This is a genomic window from Nocardioides agri (assembly GCF_013778305.1).
Taxonomy (GTDB): domain Bacteria; phylum Actinomycetota; class Actinomycetes; order Propionibacteriales; family Nocardioidaceae; genus Nocardioides; species Nocardioides agri.
In genome coordinates this window covers 1956239-1971951 of sequence record NZ_JACEIC010000002.1, presented here as the reverse complement: position 1 = coordinate 1971951, position 15713 = coordinate 1956239, and the positions used below count along the sequence as shown (strand labels likewise).

Here is a 15713-nt window from a genome sequence, read left to right as displayed (position 1 = left end):
CCATTGTCCCGGCCGCCGTCGATGTCCGGCGCGGGCCCCCTCCTACGGCGAGTCCGGTGCCTTCGCCGCGAGCTCGCCGAGCAGCGCCTTCGTCGCCGCGACGACCGCCTGCTCGTCGTACGGCGCCAGCTGCACGGCGTTGACGCTCTGCACCAGACCACCGGTCTGCACGAACCCGGTGACCAGCATCCCGTCGTCGCCGCGCGCGTCGACGACGATCCGGGCCGCGTCGGCGCCGGGGACGTCGATCGGCTCGAGCTGCGAGCCCGCCGCACCCATCGCGGTGAGCGCCGCGTCGAGACCGCCGTCGAACCACAGGTAGCTCAGGTCGTACGCCGCGCCGCCCTTGCGCTGCGGGGTGAAGGTGCAGCGCGGCTGGTCGGCGGAGCCGTCGACCTCGTTGACCGGCTCGCCGACGAGCTCGGCCACCGCGTCGGCGGTCAGCCCGTCGCAGGGGCTCCAGGCGACTGCGGCGGCCTGTGACTGCTCGGCGGAGGGCTGCTCGGGATCGTCCGAGGAGCACCCGGTCAGCACGAGGAGCGCGACCGCGAGGGCCGCGCCGAGCACCGCGCGCATCAGGCCGGGATCCAGTCCGGCACCGGGGAGGCGGAGCCCGGCAGCCACAGCACCAGCCGGGCGCCTCCGCCGGGGGCGTCGTCGACCCGGACGGTGCCCGAGTGCCGCTCGGCGACCTGGCGCACGATCGACAGGCCGAGGCCGGAGCCCGACATGCCGCGCGACTCCGCCGAGCGGTAGAAGCGGTCGAACACGTGCGGCCGGTCGGCCTCGGCGATCCCGGGGCCCTCGTCGTCGACGGTCAGCGTGCCGTCGACGAGACGCACCGTGACGTTGCCGTCCTCCGGGCTCCACTTGGCCGCGTTGTCGAAGAGGTTGGTGACGGCGCGCTCGATGCCGGCGCTCTCGCCCACGACGAACCAGGACCCCATCTCGACGTCGAAGGTCAGGCCCGGTGCGCGACGACGCACCCGGGCGATCGCCCGGTCGACGATCTCGGGCAGGTCGATCGGCTCGACGACGTGGGTCAGCGGCTCGTCGCGCGCGAGCTCGACGAGGTCGCCGATCAGCGTGGTGAGCTCCTCGATCTGCGCGCGGACGTCGTCCATCAGCTCGATGCGTGCCTCGACCGGCAGGCTCGCGCCGCCGGGGGTGTCGGACTGGGTGAGCAGGTCCAGGTTGGTGCGCAGGGAGGTGAGCGGGGTGCGCAGCTCGTGGCCGGCGTCGGCGACCAGCTGGCGCTGGCGGTCGCGCGACGCGGCGAGCGCGGCGAGCATCTGGTTGAACGCCGTCGCGAGACGCGCGATCTCGTCGTCGCCCTCGACCGGGATCGGGTGCAGGTCCTCGGTGCGGGCGATCTCCTCGACCTCGGCGGTCAGGCGTCGCACCGGGCGCAGTCCGCTGCGGGCGACGGCCCAGCCGGCGAGGCCGGCGCCGATGACGCCGGCGATGCCGAAGAGCAGCATCACGATGCCGAGCTTGCGCAGCACGGTCTGCTGCCCCTCGAGGGACTGGGCGACCACGAACGCCTCGCCCGGCTCCGAGGTGTGCACGGCGACGACGCGGTAGGGCTGGCCGCCGGCGTAGATCGTGCGGATGCTGGAGTCGAAGTTGCCGGACGCGACGCCGACCTCGGGCGCGCCGAGCCGCAGCTGGTGCTTGGAGAAGTAGCAGGTCTGCACGGTGGGCTCACGGTCGAGGTCGACCAGGGCGATGCGCACGTCGGCGCTGTCGACGGCCCAGGTCGGCAGGCTGCAGTCGGCCGTCATCGCCTCGATCGAGCCGGACTCCACGGCCCGGTTGGCGCGTTCGAGCAGCGAGTCGTCGAGCGTCGCCTGGAGCTGCATGCGCACGGTCAGGTAGGCGCCGAAGGCGACGAGCGCGACGGTGGCGCCGGCCGCGAGCGCGGTGAGGATGGTGACCCGGGCCGCGAGCGAACGACGGGTGTGCCGGCGGCCGTCCGGGTGGTCAGTGGGGGAGGCGCTCACGATTCCTTCAGCACGTAGCCCACCCCGCGCACGGTGTGGATCAGGCGGGACTCGCCCTCGGCCTCGGTCTTGCGGCGCAGGTAGCCGACGTAGACCTCGAGCGAGTTCGCGGTGGTCGGGAAGTCGTAGCCCCAGACCTCCTCGAGGATGAACGACCGCTCCAGCACCCGGCGCGGCCGCCGCAGGAACATCTCCAGCAGCGTGAACTCGGTGCGGGTCAGCTCGATGACGCGGTCGCCGCGCTTGACCTCGCGGGTCGCGATGTCCATGGACAGGTCGGAGAACGAGACGACCTCGTCCTCGAGCTCCTCCCGCGGCACCCGGCGCAGCAGCGCCCGCAGCCGGGCCAGCAGCTCCTGGAGGGCGAACGGCTTGGTGAGGTAGTCGTCGGCCCCGGCGTCGAGGCCCTCGACCCGGTCGCCGACCGCGTCGCGGGCGGTGAGCACCAGGATCGGCAGGTCGTGGCCCGCCGCGCGGAGCGCGCGGGTCGCCTCGAGGCCGTCGAGGCGCGGCATCATCACGTCCATCACGACCACGTCGGGCGCGGTGGCCGCGATCGCCGCCAGCGCCTCGGCGCCGTCGCCGGCGAGCGCGACGGTGTAGCCGTTGAACTCCAGGGACCGCCGCAGCGACTCGCGCACGGCCTTGTCGTCGTCGACGACGAGGACGCGGGGCTTCGGGGCCTGGGCGCTGGTCATGGGCTCACCTTGTCAGTGGAGGCTGAATCAGGACTGAGAAGCGGGCGCTCACAGGTACGCCGCCGCAGCCTGCGCCGCGCGCGCGGCGTACCCCCCGCCGAAGTGGCAGGCGTGCACGAGCAAGGGGAACACCTGGTGCAGGCCGGTGCGGTCCTGCCAGCCGTCGGCCAGCGGCGCCGCCTCGTCGTAGGCCTCGAGCACGCGCGGCAGGTGCGGCAGCCCGAAGAGGGTCAGCATCGCGAGGTCGACCTCGCGGTGCCCGCCGTAGGCCGCCGGGTCGATGAGCCACACGTTGCCGTCGAGCCCCCAGAGCACGTTGCCGTTCCACAGGTCGCCGTGCAGCCGGGCCGGCGGCTCCGCCGGGACCAGCGCGGGCAGCCTCGCGACCAGCGCCTCGATGGTCGCGGCCTGGTCTGCGTCGGCGGCGCCCCGGTCGCGCGCGAGCTTGAGGTAGGGCAGCACCCGGCGGACGGCGTAGAACTCGGCCCAGGTGTCGGCCGACCGGTTCGGCAGCGGGAGCTTGCCGATGTAGCCGTCGGCCGCGGCGCCGAAGCCGTCGGCCCCGGCGGCGTGCGTCGCGGCGAGCTGGCGCCCGAAGGCGGAGGCCGCGTCGACGGTGTTCTTGCCCGGCTCGACCCAGCGGATGATGAGGCACTCGTGGTCGGCGGCCAGCACCTCGGGCACCTGCACCCCGCCGTCGGCGGCCGGCTCGCCCAGCCAGCGCAGGCCGTCGGCCTCGTCGGTGAAGAAGTCGTGGGGGGCGTGCGGCAGCGTCTTCATCAGCGCCGTGGTGCCGTCGCTGAGACGGAGCCGGGTCGCGGTCGCGATGTCACCGCCGGCGACCGGGGCCGTGGCCACCACGGACGTGCCGAGGAGCTCCTCGGCACGACGGGCGACCAGCGGCTGGCGGGTCACGGCTGACCGGGGTCCTGGCCGGCCTCCCAGGGCCGCTCGTGCTCCAGCGCGCCGACCAGCGCGGCTGCGGTCCGTTCGACCATCGCGAGCACCTCCTCGAAGCCGTCTGGCCCACCGTAGTACGGGTCCGGCACGTCGCTCCCCGGATCGACCGGGTCCAGGTCCCGGAACTTCCGCACCCGGTCGGTGCGTCCGCCGAGGTCGGCGAGGTTCGCGTCGTCCATCGCGAGCACCAGGTCGAGCTCGTCGCCGGTCTCCCACAGGCGGGCGCGATGGCGCGACGCGTCGTACCCCGCCGCGGTCAGCGTCGCCGCTGCCCGGCGGTCCATCGGGCCGCCGACGTGCCAGTCGCCGGTGCCGGAGCTGGTGACCGTGACGACGCCGTCGAGACCGGCGTCGGCGAGCCGCTCGGCCACGACGACGTGCGCCGTGGGCGAGCGGCAGATGTTGCCGAGGCAGACCAGCTCGACCCGGTAGCGACCGGGCGAGCGGGCCGGCGGCAGCACCGGCTCAGGCCTCCCGTGCGTCGCCGAACAGCAGTCCGACGACCCACGTCACGATCGTGATCACGATCGCGCCGCCGACCGCGTTCCAGAACCCGTCGACGAAGAAGTCCACGTCGAACAGGCCGACCAGCCACTCGACGAAGAGCAGCATCAGGGCGTTGATCACGAGCAGGAAGAGCCCGAGCGTGATCACGATGAAGGGCAGCGACAGGAACTTGATGATCGGCGACACGAACGAGTTCACGATGCCGAGGATCAGGCCCACGAAGAGCAGCCCCCAGAAGTTGTCCGCGACCTCGTCCCACCCGGACGAGCCGGTGAAGCCGATGCCGTCGAAGATCACGCACGCCGCGGCCACGGCGACGGTGTTGGTGGCGAGCCACGCGATGAACTTGAGGAAACCCACGCTCGCAGCCTAGGGGTGACGGCGACCCGGTGCTCGGAGGATCGACGTCTCGGCGTCGGCGCGGTGTCGTTGGAGGGCGCCGAGGCGCCGGCCGCGGTTTCACCGGTGCACCGGTGAAACCGTCACTTCTCGGCCGTTGCAACGCCTGAGAAGTGACAGGAGAGCCTGAGGAGTCAGGGGGTCGGCGCCCAGTTGCCGTGGAACCCGGCGGGCACCCGGCCGGGGAGGTGGACGGCGGCGACGTCGTCGAGGGTGGCGGCGTCGAGCAGGCGCAGGTCGCTGCGGCCGGTGCCGCGGTCGAACACGTAGCCCATGAGCACGCCCTCGTCCTCGGCGCTGTCGGGCGCGGCGGGCACGAAGCAGAACTCGCTCACCTCGCGGCCGGCGCCGAGCCGGCGCTCCAGCGTGGTCCCGGCGACCACGTCGTGCTTGAGCACGCCGTCGCCGGTGCGCGCGCCCTCGGCGACGACACCCGCGGCGTACCCGTAGCGGTGCCGCCGGCCGGTGAGCCGTTCGTCGTACCTCGGGAACTCCTGGCTGTGCTCGTCGAACCGGTGCTCGCGCACCTTGCCGGCGACGGTGTCGACGGTGAAGCGGGTCAGGTACGCCGAGCCCTCGTTGGGGCCGGTGAAGTCGGTGGCGAACATCCGGTCGTGCCGGACGACGTCGATGACGACGTCGCTGCCCTCCTCGTAGGCGTTGAGGGTGTGGAAGACGTAGCACTGGTCGATCTCGAACCACCGCACGTCGGCGGCGGTGCCCTCGCGCGGCAGCAGGCCGATCCGCGCCGGGTAGTCGGCGTCCCAGGAGTAGGGCAGCGGGCGGTAGGTGCGCGCGCGCAGCGTCTCGTCGATCAGCCGGTCGGTCGTCTGCAGGGGGCGGGGCCGCTCGCCGGCGACCATGCCGAGGTCGAAGGTGACCGGCAGGTCGTAGATGACGACGTAGTGCTCGGTCAGCGCGCAGTCGTGGATCATCGGGCTGCCCGTCACCTCGATCTCGACCTGGCGGCGCACCCGTCCGGTCGGGTCCAGGACGGAGTAGTCGACCAGGTTGCCGCGGGTCCAGCTGTAGGAGACCGCGTGCAGCTCCCCGGTGGCCGGGTCCTCGTGCGGGTGCGCGGTGTAGCCGCCGGTGACCGTGCCGAGCGCGCACGGCCCGACCGTGTCGAGCTCGTCGGTCAGCTCGTACGGCGCGGCGCCGGCCTCGACGAGCGCCAGGGTGTGGCCGGCGTGCTGGAGGACGTTGGTGTTGGGCGCGAAGTCGTCGCCCTGGGGGCGCACCCACCGGTTGCGGTACCACTGCGCGCGGCCGTCGCCGAGGCGGACGCCGTGCACCATGCCCTCGCCGAGGAACCAGTGGTAGTCGACGCCGGGGTCGGCGGCGGGGTTGGGCCCGATGCGCAGGTAGCGGCCGTCGAGGTGGTCGGGGATCGCGCCCGTCACCTCCAGGTCGAACGCCGTGTGCTCCTCGTGGACGGGAGCGAAGTTCTCCTGCAGGTAGCGGTTCATGTCCTCGACCCTCCCGGTGTCGGCATAACGCTGTTATCCCAGGACCATAACGCCGTTATGGCAGCATGGCAACCATGTCATCGGAGGGGCCGGGCGAGCCCGACGTACGCCGCCGCCTGATCGAGCTCGCCGCCGACGTGCTCGGCGACGAGGGGCCGGCCGCGCTCTCCGCCCGCCGGCTGGCGCGGGATGCCGGGACGTCGACGATGGCGGTCTACACGCACTTCGGCGGCATGCCGGGGCTCGTGCAGGCTGTCGTGGCCGAGGGGTTCCGGCGGCTCTTCGACCGCGTGGCCGAGGTCGAGCTGACCGACGACCCGATCGCCGACCTCGCGGCCGCGGCGGCGGCGTACCGCGCGAACGCGCTCGCCAACCCGCACGTCTACTCCGTCATGTTCGGCTCGGCCTCGCTGGGCGAGTACCGCCTCCACGACGAGGAGCTCGAGGTCGGGATCGCGGCGTTCCAGCAGCTGGTCGGCCTCATCGAGCGTGCGATGGCCGCGGGCGCGCTCCGGCGGGACGACCCGGCGCCCGTCGCCGCCCAGTTCTGGACCGCCCTGCACGGGTACGTCGTGCTCGAGATCGCCGACTTCTACAGCATGTTCGACGACCCGGAGGCTCAGGTGCTCCAGCCGCTGCTCGGCCGCCTGCTGGCGGCCCTCCGCTAGCGTCGGGTCGTGTTTCCGGTCGGCGGTGTGGGGGTGATGCTCGCCCTCATCGCGCTGTCCGGAGGCGTGTGCGTGCTGGTCTTCCTGGCGCTGCGCGGGCGACTGGGGTGGCTGAGCGCGGGGGCGATCGCCGGCTTCCTGTGGGCGCTCGCGGTGATCGGCATCCTCACGCTGATCCCGGCGAACGGAGCGCCGGGGGTGGTCCCGGCCGAGGGCCGCCTGACGTCGTGCTCCTGGGACATCGGCGGACCGGCGCCCGAGGGCTTCTGGATCTTCTCCGGTGGCCAGCGGATGCTCAACGTCCTGGTGTTCGTGCCGGCCGGGGTGCTGCTGGTGCTGGCGCTCGCGCGCTGGCGGGCGGCGTGGGTGCTGGTGCCGCTCGGGCTCGTCGGGCTGGCGGCGTACTCCGTCGCCATCGAGGCGACCCAGCTCGAGCTGGCCCGCATCGACCGCGCGTGCGACGTCACCGACGTGGTCGACAACGTCACCGGCGCCGTGCTCGGCGTCGGGATCGGCGTCGTGCTCGCGCTGGCCCTGCGGCCGTGGCGGCAGCGCCCCTGACCCTGGCTAGGGTGCGGGCATGAGCACCCCTCAGCCCCGCGCGAACGTGGCGGAGATCCCGCCGTACGTCGCAGGCAAGCCGCCGACGGTCCGACCCGGGATGACGTCGTACAAGCTGTCCTCCAACGAGAACCCCTACCCGCCGCTGCCCGGCGTCATCGAGGCCGTGCAGGCCGGCGTGGGCGCGATGAACCGCTACCCCGACATGGGCAGCGCCGCGCTCTACGCCGCCCTGGCCGAGACCTTCGACGTGCCGGCCGGCCACCTGTCGGTGGCGACCGGCTCGGTGGGGCTGATCTACCAGCTGGTGCAGGCGTTCTGCGATCCAGGCGACGAGGTGGTGTTCGCCTGGCGGTCCTTCGAGGCCTACCCGATCGCGGTGACCGCAGCGGCCGCGACCGCCGTCAAGGTGCCGGTGCTGGCCGACGGCCGCCACGACCTCGACGCGATGGCCGCCGCGATCACCGACCGCACGAAGGTCGTGCTGGTCTGCACGCCCAACAACCCCACCGGCCCGGCGGTCTCGCAGTCCGAGCTCGACGCGTTCCTCGCGCGGGTGCCCTCCCACGTGCTGGTCGTCGTCGACGAGGCCTACGTTGAGTTCGTGCGGATGACCGACCCCGTCGACGGCATCGCGACCTACCGCAGCCACCAGAACGTCGTCCTCACCCGGACCTTCTCCAAGGCCTACGGGCTCGCCGGCTTCCGGGTCGGGTACGCCGTGGCGCCCGCGCCGATCGCGGCCGCGCTCCGTGCGGTGTCGCTGCCCTTCGGGGTCTCGACCGTCGCCCAGGCCGCGGCGATCGCGTCGCTGGAGCGCCGGGCCGAGCTCTTCGAGCGGGTGGACTCCCTGGTCGCCGAGCGCACCCGCGTGGTCGAGGCGCTGCGCGGAGTCGGCTGGGACGTGCCGGAGGCGCAGGGCAACTTCGTGTGGTTCGAGCTCGGCGACCGCACGCTGGACTTCGCCGCAGCGGCCGACGAGGCCGGCATCGTCGTACGCCCGTTCGCCGGCGAGGGGTGCCGTGTGTCGATCGGGGAGACCGAGGCCAACGACCGGTTGGTCGCCGTTGCGGCCGCGTTCACCCGCTGAGCGCAGGCCACCCGGTACGGTCCCGGCGTGGCGACCCCGATCCGCCGGCTCTTCGGCTGCGCTCTGCTGGGGACCAGCCTCTCCCTGACGCCCGTGGCGCCGGCTCCCGCCCACATCCCGGAGCCCGTGCCTCTCCGGCTCGCGGCGCCGGCGCCGACGCGGGCGGAGCAGGTGCTCGAGGAGATGACGCTGGCCCAGCAGGTCGGCCAGCTCTTCGTCGTCGGCACGCGCGCCGACCAGATCGACCGGCGGACGCTGCGGCAGATCGGCGACCTCCACGTCGGCAACGTGATGCTCACCGGCCGCAGCCGCCACGGCGTCCGGGCGCCGGCGCGGGTCTCGCGGGCGATGCGCGGACAGGTGTCGGCTGCCGCCACCGCGCGCGTCCGACTGTTCGTCGCGACCGACCAGGAGGGCGGACTGGTCCGGGTCCTCCAGGGTCACGGGTTCTCGCCGATGCCGTCCGCGCTCGTGCAGGGCCGCTGGTCGCCCCGGCGGCTGCGTGCCGCCGCCCAGCGGTGGGCCCACGAGCTCCGCCGCGCTGGCGTGAACCTCGACCTCGCGCCCGTGCTCGACACCGTCCCGGGTCGCCGCGCGGCCGAGCACAACCCGCCGATCGGCGCCTACGACCGCCAGTACGGCTTCACCCCGAAGGCGGTGACCGCGCACGGCCTCGCGTTCGCGCGCGGCCTCGCCGACGGCCGGGTCGCGGCCGCCGTCAAGCACTTCCCCGGCCTCGGCCGGGTGCGCGCCAACACCGACACCGCCGCGGACGTCGTCGACCGGGTCACCCGCCGCGACGACCCCTACCTCCGGCCGTTCCGCGCCGCCGTCGAGGCCGGCGTTCCGGTCGTGATGATGTCGACGGCCCGCTACACCCACCTCGACCCGCAGCATCCCGCCGCCTTCTCGCCGTACGTCATCGGCGAGCTGCTGCGCGGCGACCTCGGCTTCGGCGGCGTGGTCATCTCCGACGACCTCGCGCACGCCAAGCAGGTCGCCGGGCTCCGGCCGGCCGAGCGCGCCCTCCGCTTCCTCGCCGCCGGTGGCGACCTCGTCCTCAGCGTCGACCCAGCCCCCGTGCCGGCGATGTACCGCGCCGTCCTCGCCCGTGCCCGGCACGACCCCGCCTTCCGCGACCTGGTGCGCGCCTCCGCCCTGCGGGTGCTCACCGCGAAGCAGGCGCACGGGCTCTTGCCGCGTCGCGGGGACGGTGGTTGATCCCACCGGTGTGACGACAGTCCGCCGCGACTGGGTACAGGGCGGGCATGAAGCTGATGAGAGCCGTCGCACTGGCCGGGATCGCCAAGAAGCTGTACGACGAGTCGCGGAAGCCGGAGAACCAGGCGCGCATCCGGGCCGCGACCGACCGGCTCCGCGACCGACGCCGCAAGACTGGTTGAGCGTTCACCTACAGTGAGCGGCATGGCGTACGCGAGCTCGGGCACGTTCGAACGGGACACCGACTACATCCCGGATCGGATCACGAGGGACGGGCGGAAGCCGGAGCACGGGCCGGTCGACGGTGACCTCTGGCCGGTGGAGCCGGGCCGCTACCGGCTGGTGGCCGCGAAGGCCTGCCCCTGGGCGACCCGCAGCCTCATCGTGCGGCAGCTGCTCGGGCTCGAGGACGTGATCTCGGTCGGGCTGTGCGGCCCGACGCACGACGAGCGCAGCTGGACCTTCGACCTCGACCCCGGCGGCGTCGACCCGGTGCTCGGCATCGAGCGCCTGCAGCAGGCCTACCTCGCGCGCTTCCCCGACTACCCGAAGGGCATCACGGTGCCCGCGATCGTCGACGTGCCCAGCGGCCAGGTCGTCACCAACGACTTCCCGTGGATCACCCACGACCTCTTCTTCGAGTGGCGCGAGCACCACCGCGCGGACGCGCCCGACCTCTGGCCGAGCCACCTCCGCGACGAGATGGACGACGTGATGGAGCGGGTCTACACCGAGGTCAACAACGGCGTCTACCGCTGCGGGTTCGCCGGGTCGCAGGAGGCGTACGACGCGGCGTACGACCGGCTCTGGACCGCCCTCGACTGGCTCGAGGACCGGCTGTCGAGGAGCCGCTACCTCATGGGCGACACCCTCACCGAGGCCGACGTCCGGCTCTGGACGACGCTGGCCCGCTTCGACGCGGTCTACCACGGGCACTTCAAGTGCAACCGCCAGAAGCTCACGGAGATGCCGAACCTCTGGGGCTACGCGCGCGACCTCTACGCCCTGCCGGCGTTCTCCGACAACACCGACTTCGAGCAGATCAAGACGCACTACTACGTCGTGCACAAGGACATCAACCCGACGCAGATCGTGCCGAAGGGCCCGGACCTCACGACCTGGCAGGAGCCGCACGGCCGCGGCTGACCCGTCCGACGCCGTCGACGGAGGCCTGATGCTGACGGCGGCGGACGGCCACGACTCGGCGCGGGGGTGGCGCGAGGTCTGAGCCTCCTAGGCTGGGTCCCATGGGACACGGCCACGACCACGGGGGCCACGCCGCGGGCCGCGCGGCCGACCGGTCGCGGCTGCGACTGGTGCTCGTCGTCACGCTGACCGTGATGGTCGTCGAGGTCGTCGGCGCGCTCCTCACCGGATCCCTGGCGCTGCTCGCCGACGCCGGCCACATGGCGACCGACGCGGCCGCGGTGGTGCTCGCGCTCGGGGCGTCGTACGTCGCAACGCTGCGGGGCGGCCCGCGGTCGACGTTCGGCCTCCACCGGGCCGAGATCCTCGCGGCGATGGTCAACGCGCTGGTGCTGCTGGTCGTCTGCGGCTACCTCGCCTGGGCCGGCATCTCGCGGCTGGCGGACCCGACGGACGTCGACGCCGGGCCGATGGTGGCCTTCGCGCTGGTCGGTCTGCTGGCCAACGCGGTCTCGCTGACGATCCTCAACCGCTCCGACACCGGCTCGCTCAACCTGCGCGGCGCGGCCAACGAGGTGCTCGCCGACCTGGTCGGCTCGATCCTGGCGGTCGTCGCCGGCCTGACGATCCTCTTCTGGGACTGGGAGCGCGCGGATCCCCTGGCCTCGCTGCTGATCGCGGCCCTGATCCTGCCCCGCTCCGTCGTGCTGCTCAAGGAGTCGGCGGCCGTGCTGCTCGAGATCGCGCCGGCCGGCATGGACCTCGACGACGTCCGCCGGCACCTGCTGGAGATGCCCGGCGTCGTCGACGTGCACGACCTGCACGCCTGGACGATCACCAGCGGGATGCCCAGCCTCTCCGCGCACGTGACGGTCACCGAGGAGGCGCTGGCCGAGCACGGCGTCGGCGGCCTGCTCGACCAGCTGTCACAGTGCACCGCCGACCACTTCGAGGTGCGGCACTCCACGTTCCAGGTGGAGCCGGTCAGCCACCGGTCGCACGAGGACCTCGGCGAGGTCCACTAGACGCGCTGCGCCGCCAGCCGCACGTGGGTGCTCGCCGAGCCGTAGCCGTCGTACCCGCCGCTGCGCTCGAGCACCTCGACGTGGAAGCCGGTCGGCAGCGGTGCGGTGAACGCGTGCAGGAGCTCCCCGTCGCCGGCCCGGTCGTAGAGCAGCCCGTGCGACCGCAGGTCCGCCAGCGCCTCCGGCGAGAGTCCGAAGCGCGCCTCGAGGTCGACGTAGTAGTTGTCGGGCACCGGCATCAGCACCACGCCCGCGTCACGCATCGCCCGGACGGCGGCTCGCACGTCGGGGCAGGCGAAGGCGACCTGGGTGATGCCGGTCGCCGGGCCGCGGCTCGAGTCCTCCACGTTCAGCACGACCCTGAGGTGGCCGGCGGAGGGCCGGAAGGCGCGCGAGCGCAGCCGCCCGTGGGGCTCCATGAACTCCTCGACCGCGCCGGGTGCGAGGTCGAAGAGCGTGCGCAGGAAGGAGACCTCCTCGTTGAGCCGCTCGGCGGGTACGGCGATCGCCACGTGGTCGATGCCCGTCCAGTCGCCACCGGCCGGCTCCGGAGTGAAGTCCTGCTGCCAGTCGTCGTCCTCGCCCTCCGGGGCGCTCACGAAGACGTGCAGCCCGGACGGCGAGGTGATGCCGGGCAGGTGCGCCTCGCCGGCGCCGCGGGTGCGGTCGACCTCGGGCCAGAGCAGCGCCTTGGCGCGCGCCGCGACCGCCGGCACCGGGCTCGCCACCACGCCGAGCGCCGGGTCGGGGGAGCCGTCGTTGACGACCACGTGGGCGCCGCCGTTGCGCCACCACGTCACCGGCTTGGTCCGGTGCCGGCCAGCCACCGAGAAGCCGAGCGAGCCCAGGAGCCCCGTGATCGCTGGGGATCCGGGCACCTCGAGGAACGCCGGGTCGACCCGGCTCGGCGCCGGGGGTGCCTGGTCCTCCAGGTGGAGGAGCGACCGCATGGCGTCGCGGGCGGTGACATGCGGGTCGGCCTCACGCACGACGTCGGAGAAGACCTCCAGCGACACCGGGCCGTCGTACCCCGCCTCGACGCAGGCGCCCACGACGCCGGCGACGTCGAGCATGCCCTCGCCGGGGAAGCAGCGGAAGTGCCGGCTCCACTCGAGCACGTCCATGTCGAGCAGCGGCGCGTCGGCGACCTGGAGGAAGCCGATCCGCCCGCCGGGGACGCCGGCCAGCGCGGTGCCGTCGTCGCCGCGGGCGAGCATGTGGAAGGTGTCGACCGCCAGCGTGACAGCCGGGTGGTCGGCCCGCTGGACGATCTCCCAGGCCTGGCCGACGCGGTGGACGTGCCGGCCCCAGGCCAGCGCCTCGTAGGCGATCGTCGCGCCCTGCTCGGCCGCCAGGTCGCCGAGCCGGGCCAGCTGCGCGGCGGACAGGTCGGGGTCGTCGACCGCGTCGCGGGCGACGTTCGAGCAGCACAGCACGGTGGTCGCGCCGAGCTCGGCCATGACGCCGAGCTTGACCCGGAAGCGGTGCAGCACGGCGTCGAACCGGTCGGGCGGCACGCCCTCGACGTCGCGCACCGGCTGGAAGAGGTCGATGGTGAGGCCGAGTTCGGCGCACCGCTGGGCGACCTCCCGCGGGGTGAGCGGCGAGGCGATCAGGTCGTTGTCGAAGATCTCCAGGCCGTCGAAGCCGGCGGCGGCGATCGCCTCCAGCTTGTCGGAGAGGAGGCCGCTGAGCGAGACGGTGGCGATCGACCGCTTCATCGACCGGGCCTCACGAGGTGAGCTCCGCGAAGTGCCGCGCCATGCGGTCCGGGTCGGCGGCCCGGCCGGTGAACAGCTCGAACGCGCCGACGGCCTGCTGCACGGCCATCCCGCCGCCGGGCAGCACCCGGCAGCCCCGCGACCTGGCGAGCCGGACCAGCTCGGTCTCGAGCGGGAAGTAGATGACGTCGCTGACCCAGACGTCCGGACGCACGAGCTCGGCCGGCACGGGCAGGCCCGCGTGGCCGAGCATCCCGACCGGCGTCGCGTTGACCAGGCCCTGCGCTTCGTCGAGCGCCCGCGCGAGGTCCGTGACCGCGCTGACCCGGTCGTCGCCCCATCGCTTGGCGAGCCGGATCGCGCAGGCCTCGGCGCGCTCCGGGTCGGTGTCGAGGACCGCCACGTGCTCGGCGCCCTGGTCGAGCAGCCCGTAGCCGACGGCCGCCCCGGCGCCGCCCGCACCGACCAGCACCGCGCGGTCGCCGACCGCCTCGGGCAGCGTCGAGCGGAACGCCCGCCCGTAGCCCGACCAGTCGGTGTTGCGCCCGAGCCGGCGACCCTCGGTGAAGACCACCGTGTTGACCGCGCCGAGGTCGGCCGCGTCCTCGGAGAGCTCGTCGACCAGCGGCAGGACCGCCTGCTTGAAGGGGTGGGTGATGTTGAGGCCGTCGAAGCCGAGCCGCTCGGCCCACCCGAGGAGGGCGGGCAGGTCGCCGGCCCCGACCCCGAGCCGGCCGGCGTCGATGATCCGGTAGCTCAGGAGCAGCCCCTGCTCCTCACCCTCGCGCTCCTGCATGGCGGGGGTGAGTGAGGCGGAGATGCCTTCACCCACGAGGCCGAGGAGGTACGACGCGCGCTCCGGCGCCTCGCTCATGCGGGCACTCCGACCTGGCGGTCGGAGGCGTCGGACGGCCGCGGCGCCCGGACGCCGATCGCCCGGGTCGCCACCAGGTGGGTCGCCTTCGGTCCGGTGAGGACGGCGATCGCCGAGACCGCACAGGCACCGGCGGTGAAGAGCGCGACGTTCGTCCAGTTGTCGACGTCGCCGCCGAGCAGGGCACCGGCGATCGTGGGCGTGAAGCCGGCCAGCGCGAACCCGAACTGGGTGCCGATCGCCATGCCGGAGAGGCGGACGCGGGTCGGGAAGTACTCGGCGTACGTCGCCGGCCAGACCGCGTTGGGCATCGAGTAGACGAAGCCGGCGAGCAGCACCCCGAGCACGAACATCAGCACGGTCTGGCCGTGCGCGATCGCACCCAGGAAGGGGACGACCAGCACTCCGCTGCCGATCACGCCGGTGACGAAGACCGGCTTGCGGCCGATCCGGTCGGACAGCGTCGCCCAGAGCGGGATGACCGCGATGGCGCAGACGTTGGCGACGATCGCGAGCCACAGCATCGTGGTCTTGCTGATGCCGATGTCGTAGTCGTCGGAGGTGGCGAGGTTGAGCGCGAACACCGCGAACATGGTGTTGACGGTCGCGATGAAGGCCGCGAAGAACACGCGCACCACGGCGGTCCAGTGGTCGCGGAAGAGGATGGCCAGCGGCGCGCGCGGTGCCGCGTCGGTCGCGGCCTCGGCCTGGAACTCGGGCGTCTCGTCCAGCCGGCGGCGGATGACCAGGCCGACGACCACCACGGCGGCGCTGAGCCAGAAGGGGATCCGCCAGCCCCACGACTGCAGCGCGTCGTCGGACAGCACGGCCGCCAGCGGCAGGAAGACGGCCGGCGCGAGGATCTGGCCGCCTTGCGTCCCGCTCAGCGTGAAGCTGGTGAAGAAGCCACGGCGGTGGTCGGGGGCGTGCTCGAACGACATCGAGTTCGCGCCGGCCTGCTCGCCGGCGGCCGAGAGGCCCTGCAGGATCCGCAGCACCACGAGCAGGATCGGCGCGAGGATGCCGACCTGGTGGTAGGTCGGGAGGCAGCCGACCAGGAACGTCGAGGCGCCCATCAGCAGGATCGTCCCGATCATCACCCGCTTGCGGCCGAGGCGGTCGCCGACGTGGCCCATGAAGAACGAGCCGATCGGACGCGCGACGTACGCGACCCCGAACGTGGCGAACGCGGCGACGGTGGCGGCCGTGTCGTTGCCCTCGGGGAAGAAGATGTCGGGGAAGACCAGCGCCGCGGCGATGCCGTAGATGGCGAAGTCGTAGTACTCGAGCGCGCTGCCGAACCAAGCGGCGAGTGCGGCCTTGCCCGGGGTCCGGACCGGCTCGTGGGTGGTGTCCTGCGAGGTCGTCATG

17 protein-coding genes are annotated in these 15713 nt (G+C 73.2%); 7 read left to right on the top strand and 10 right to left on the bottom strand.

Features of this window, described 5'->3' with window-relative positions:
- Nucleotides 1–42: 42 nt before the first annotated feature.
- From HZF07_RS14165 to HZF07_RS14135, 7 genes are all read right to left on the bottom strand, one after another.
- Nucleotides 43–576 (bottom strand): DUF3558 family protein, encoded by a 534-nt coding sequence (locus HZF07_RS14165; RefSeq protein ID WP_157342534.1) that lies wholly within the window; start codon nucleotides 574–576, stop codon nucleotides 43–45.
- On the bottom strand, nucleotides 576–2003 hold the full coding sequence (locus HZF07_RS24490) for a sensor histidine kinase (protein WP_181645198.1): 1428 nt from the start codon (nucleotides 2001–2003) through the stop codon (nucleotides 576–578). Before HZF07_RS24490 ends, HZF07_RS14165 begins: the two co-directional genes overlap by 1 nt.
- Complete coding sequence (locus HZF07_RS14155; RefSeq protein ID WP_157342533.1) at nucleotides 2000–2701, bottom strand: response regulator transcription factor; 702 nt, start codon at nucleotides 2699–2701, stop codon at nucleotides 2000–2002. Before HZF07_RS14155 ends, HZF07_RS24490 begins: the two co-directional genes overlap by 4 nt.
- Before the next feature lie 48 nt (nucleotides 2702–2749).
- Nucleotides 2750–3616: a fructosamine kinase family protein gene (locus tag HZF07_RS14150; RefSeq protein WP_181645197.1), complete on the bottom strand. Its 867-nt coding sequence runs from the start codon at nucleotides 3614–3616 to the stop codon at nucleotides 2750–2752.
- Nucleotides 3613–4122 carry a low molecular weight protein-tyrosine-phosphatase gene (locus HZF07_RS14145; RefSeq protein ID WP_181645196.1) on the bottom strand — a complete coding sequence of 170 codons (510 nt, stop codon included), beginning with the start codon at nucleotides 4120–4122 and terminating at the stop codon, nucleotides 3613–3615. The genes HZF07_RS14150 and HZF07_RS14145 overlap by 4 nt, the downstream gene beginning before the upstream one ends.
- A 4-nt stretch (nucleotides 4123–4126) precedes the next feature.
- Nucleotides 4127–4528 carry a phage holin family protein gene (locus HZF07_RS14140; protein ID WP_181645195.1) on the bottom strand — a complete coding sequence of 134 codons (402 nt, stop codon included), beginning with the start codon at nucleotides 4526–4528 and terminating at the stop codon, nucleotides 4127–4129.
- Nucleotides 4529–4701: 173 nt separating this feature from the next.
- A complete protein-coding gene (locus tag HZF07_RS14135; RefSeq protein ID WP_157342531.1) occupies nucleotides 4702–6036 on the bottom strand; it encodes a carotenoid oxygenase family protein in 1335 nt (444 codons plus the stop codon).
- A gap of 74 nt (nucleotides 6037–6110) precedes the next feature.
- Between HZF07_RS14135 and HZF07_RS14130 the strand changes: the two genes are divergently transcribed.
- From HZF07_RS14130 to HZF07_RS14105, 7 genes are all read left to right on the top strand, one after another.
- Nucleotides 6111–6704: a TetR/AcrR family transcriptional regulator gene (locus HZF07_RS14130; protein ID WP_157342529.1), complete on the top strand. Its 594-nt coding sequence runs from the start codon at nucleotides 6111–6113 to the stop codon at nucleotides 6702–6704.
- Nucleotides 6705–6713: 9 nt separating this feature from the next.
- A complete protein-coding gene (locus tag HZF07_RS24485) occupies nucleotides 6714–7265 on the top strand; it encodes a VanZ family protein (RefSeq protein ID WP_157342527.1) in 552 nt (183 codons plus the stop codon).
- Between the two features lie 19 nt (nucleotides 7266–7284).
- The gene (gene hisC, locus HZF07_RS14120) at nucleotides 7285–8355 is read left to right on the top strand and encodes a histidinol-phosphate transaminase (protein ID WP_157342525.1); all 1071 of its coding nucleotides are present in this window, start codon (nucleotides 7285–7287) and stop codon (nucleotides 8353–8355) included.
- Between the two features lie 27 nt (nucleotides 8356–8382).
- A complete protein-coding gene (locus tag HZF07_RS14115; RefSeq protein ID WP_198346403.1) occupies nucleotides 8383–9576 on the top strand; it encodes a glycoside hydrolase family 3 protein in 1194 nt (397 codons plus the stop codon).
- Between the two features lie 47 nt (nucleotides 9577–9623).
- Complete coding sequence (locus tag HZF07_RS23960) at nucleotides 9624–9758, top strand: hypothetical protein (RefSeq protein WP_258562581.1); 135 nt, start codon at nucleotides 9624–9626, stop codon at nucleotides 9756–9758.
- A gap of 22 nt (nucleotides 9759–9780) precedes the next feature.
- Nucleotides 9781–10722 carry a glutathione S-transferase family protein gene (locus HZF07_RS14110; RefSeq protein ID WP_157342523.1) on the top strand — a complete coding sequence of 314 codons (942 nt, stop codon included), beginning with the start codon at nucleotides 9781–9783 and terminating at the stop codon, nucleotides 10720–10722.
- Nucleotides 10723–10823: 101 nt separating this feature from the next.
- A complete protein-coding gene (locus HZF07_RS14105) occupies nucleotides 10824–11747 on the top strand; it encodes a cation diffusion facilitator family transporter (protein ID WP_157342521.1) in 924 nt (307 codons plus the stop codon).
- Here HZF07_RS14105 and HZF07_RS14100 read toward each other — a convergent pair.
- From HZF07_RS14100 to HZF07_RS14090, 3 genes are read right to left on the bottom strand one after another with little or no spacing between them, the layout of a single operon-like run.
- Complete coding sequence (locus HZF07_RS14100; protein ID WP_157342519.1) at nucleotides 11744–13468, bottom strand: sugar phosphate isomerase/epimerase and 4-hydroxyphenylpyruvate domain-containing protein; 1725 nt, start codon at nucleotides 13466–13468, stop codon at nucleotides 11744–11746. The two genes, HZF07_RS14105 and HZF07_RS14100, sit on opposite strands and share 4 nt — an antisense overlap.
- Nucleotides 13469–13478: 10 nt before the next feature.
- Complete coding sequence (locus HZF07_RS14095; protein WP_157342517.1) at nucleotides 13479–14342, bottom strand: shikimate dehydrogenase; 864 nt, start codon at nucleotides 14340–14342, stop codon at nucleotides 13479–13481.
- A complete protein-coding gene (locus HZF07_RS14090; RefSeq protein ID WP_157342516.1) occupies nucleotides 14339–15712 on the bottom strand; it encodes an MFS transporter in 1374 nt (457 codons plus the stop codon). Before HZF07_RS14090 ends, HZF07_RS14095 begins: the two co-directional genes overlap by 4 nt.
- Between the last annotated feature and the right edge of the window lies 1 nt (nucleotide 15713).

Coding starts and splice junctions, on each gene's coding strand:
- HZF07_RS14165 (WP_157342534.1), bottom strand. CDS start 576: ATGCGCGCGGTGCTCGGCGCGGCCCTCGCGGTCGCGCTCCTCGTGCTG.
- HZF07_RS14155 (WP_157342533.1), bottom strand. CDS start 2,701: ATGACCAGCGCCCAGGCCCCGAAGCCCCGCGTCCTCGTCGTCGACGAC.
- HZF07_RS14135 (WP_157342531.1), bottom strand. CDS start 6,036: ATGAACCGCTACCTGCAGGAGAACTTCGCTCCCGTCCACGAGGAGCAC.
- HZF07_RS14130 (WP_157342529.1), top strand. CDS start 6,111: ATGTCATCGGAGGGGCCGGGCGAGCCCGACGTACGCCGCCGCCTGATC.
- hisC (WP_157342525.1), top strand. CDS start 7,285: ATGAGCACCCCTCAGCCCCGCGCGAACGTGGCGGAGATCCCGCCGTAC.
- HZF07_RS23960 (WP_258562581.1), top strand. CDS start 9,624: ATGAAGCTGATGAGAGCCGTCGCACTGGCCGGGATCGCCAAGAAGCTG.
- HZF07_RS14110 (WP_157342523.1), top strand. CDS start 9,781: ATGGCGTACGCGAGCTCGGGCACGTTCGAACGGGACACCGACTACATC.
- HZF07_RS14105 (WP_157342521.1), top strand. CDS start 10,824: ATGGGACACGGCCACGACCACGGGGGCCACGCCGCGGGCCGCGCGGCC.
- HZF07_RS14100 (WP_157342519.1), bottom strand. CDS start 13,468: ATGAAGCGGTCGATCGCCACCGTCTCGCTCAGCGGCCTCCTCTCCGAC.
- HZF07_RS14095 (WP_157342517.1), bottom strand. CDS start 14,342: ATGAGCGAGGCGCCGGAGCGCGCGTCGTACCTCCTCGGCCTCGTGGGT.
- HZF07_RS14090 (WP_157342516.1), bottom strand. CDS start 15,712: ATGACGACCTCGCAGGACACCACCCACGAGCCGGTCCGGACCCCGGGC.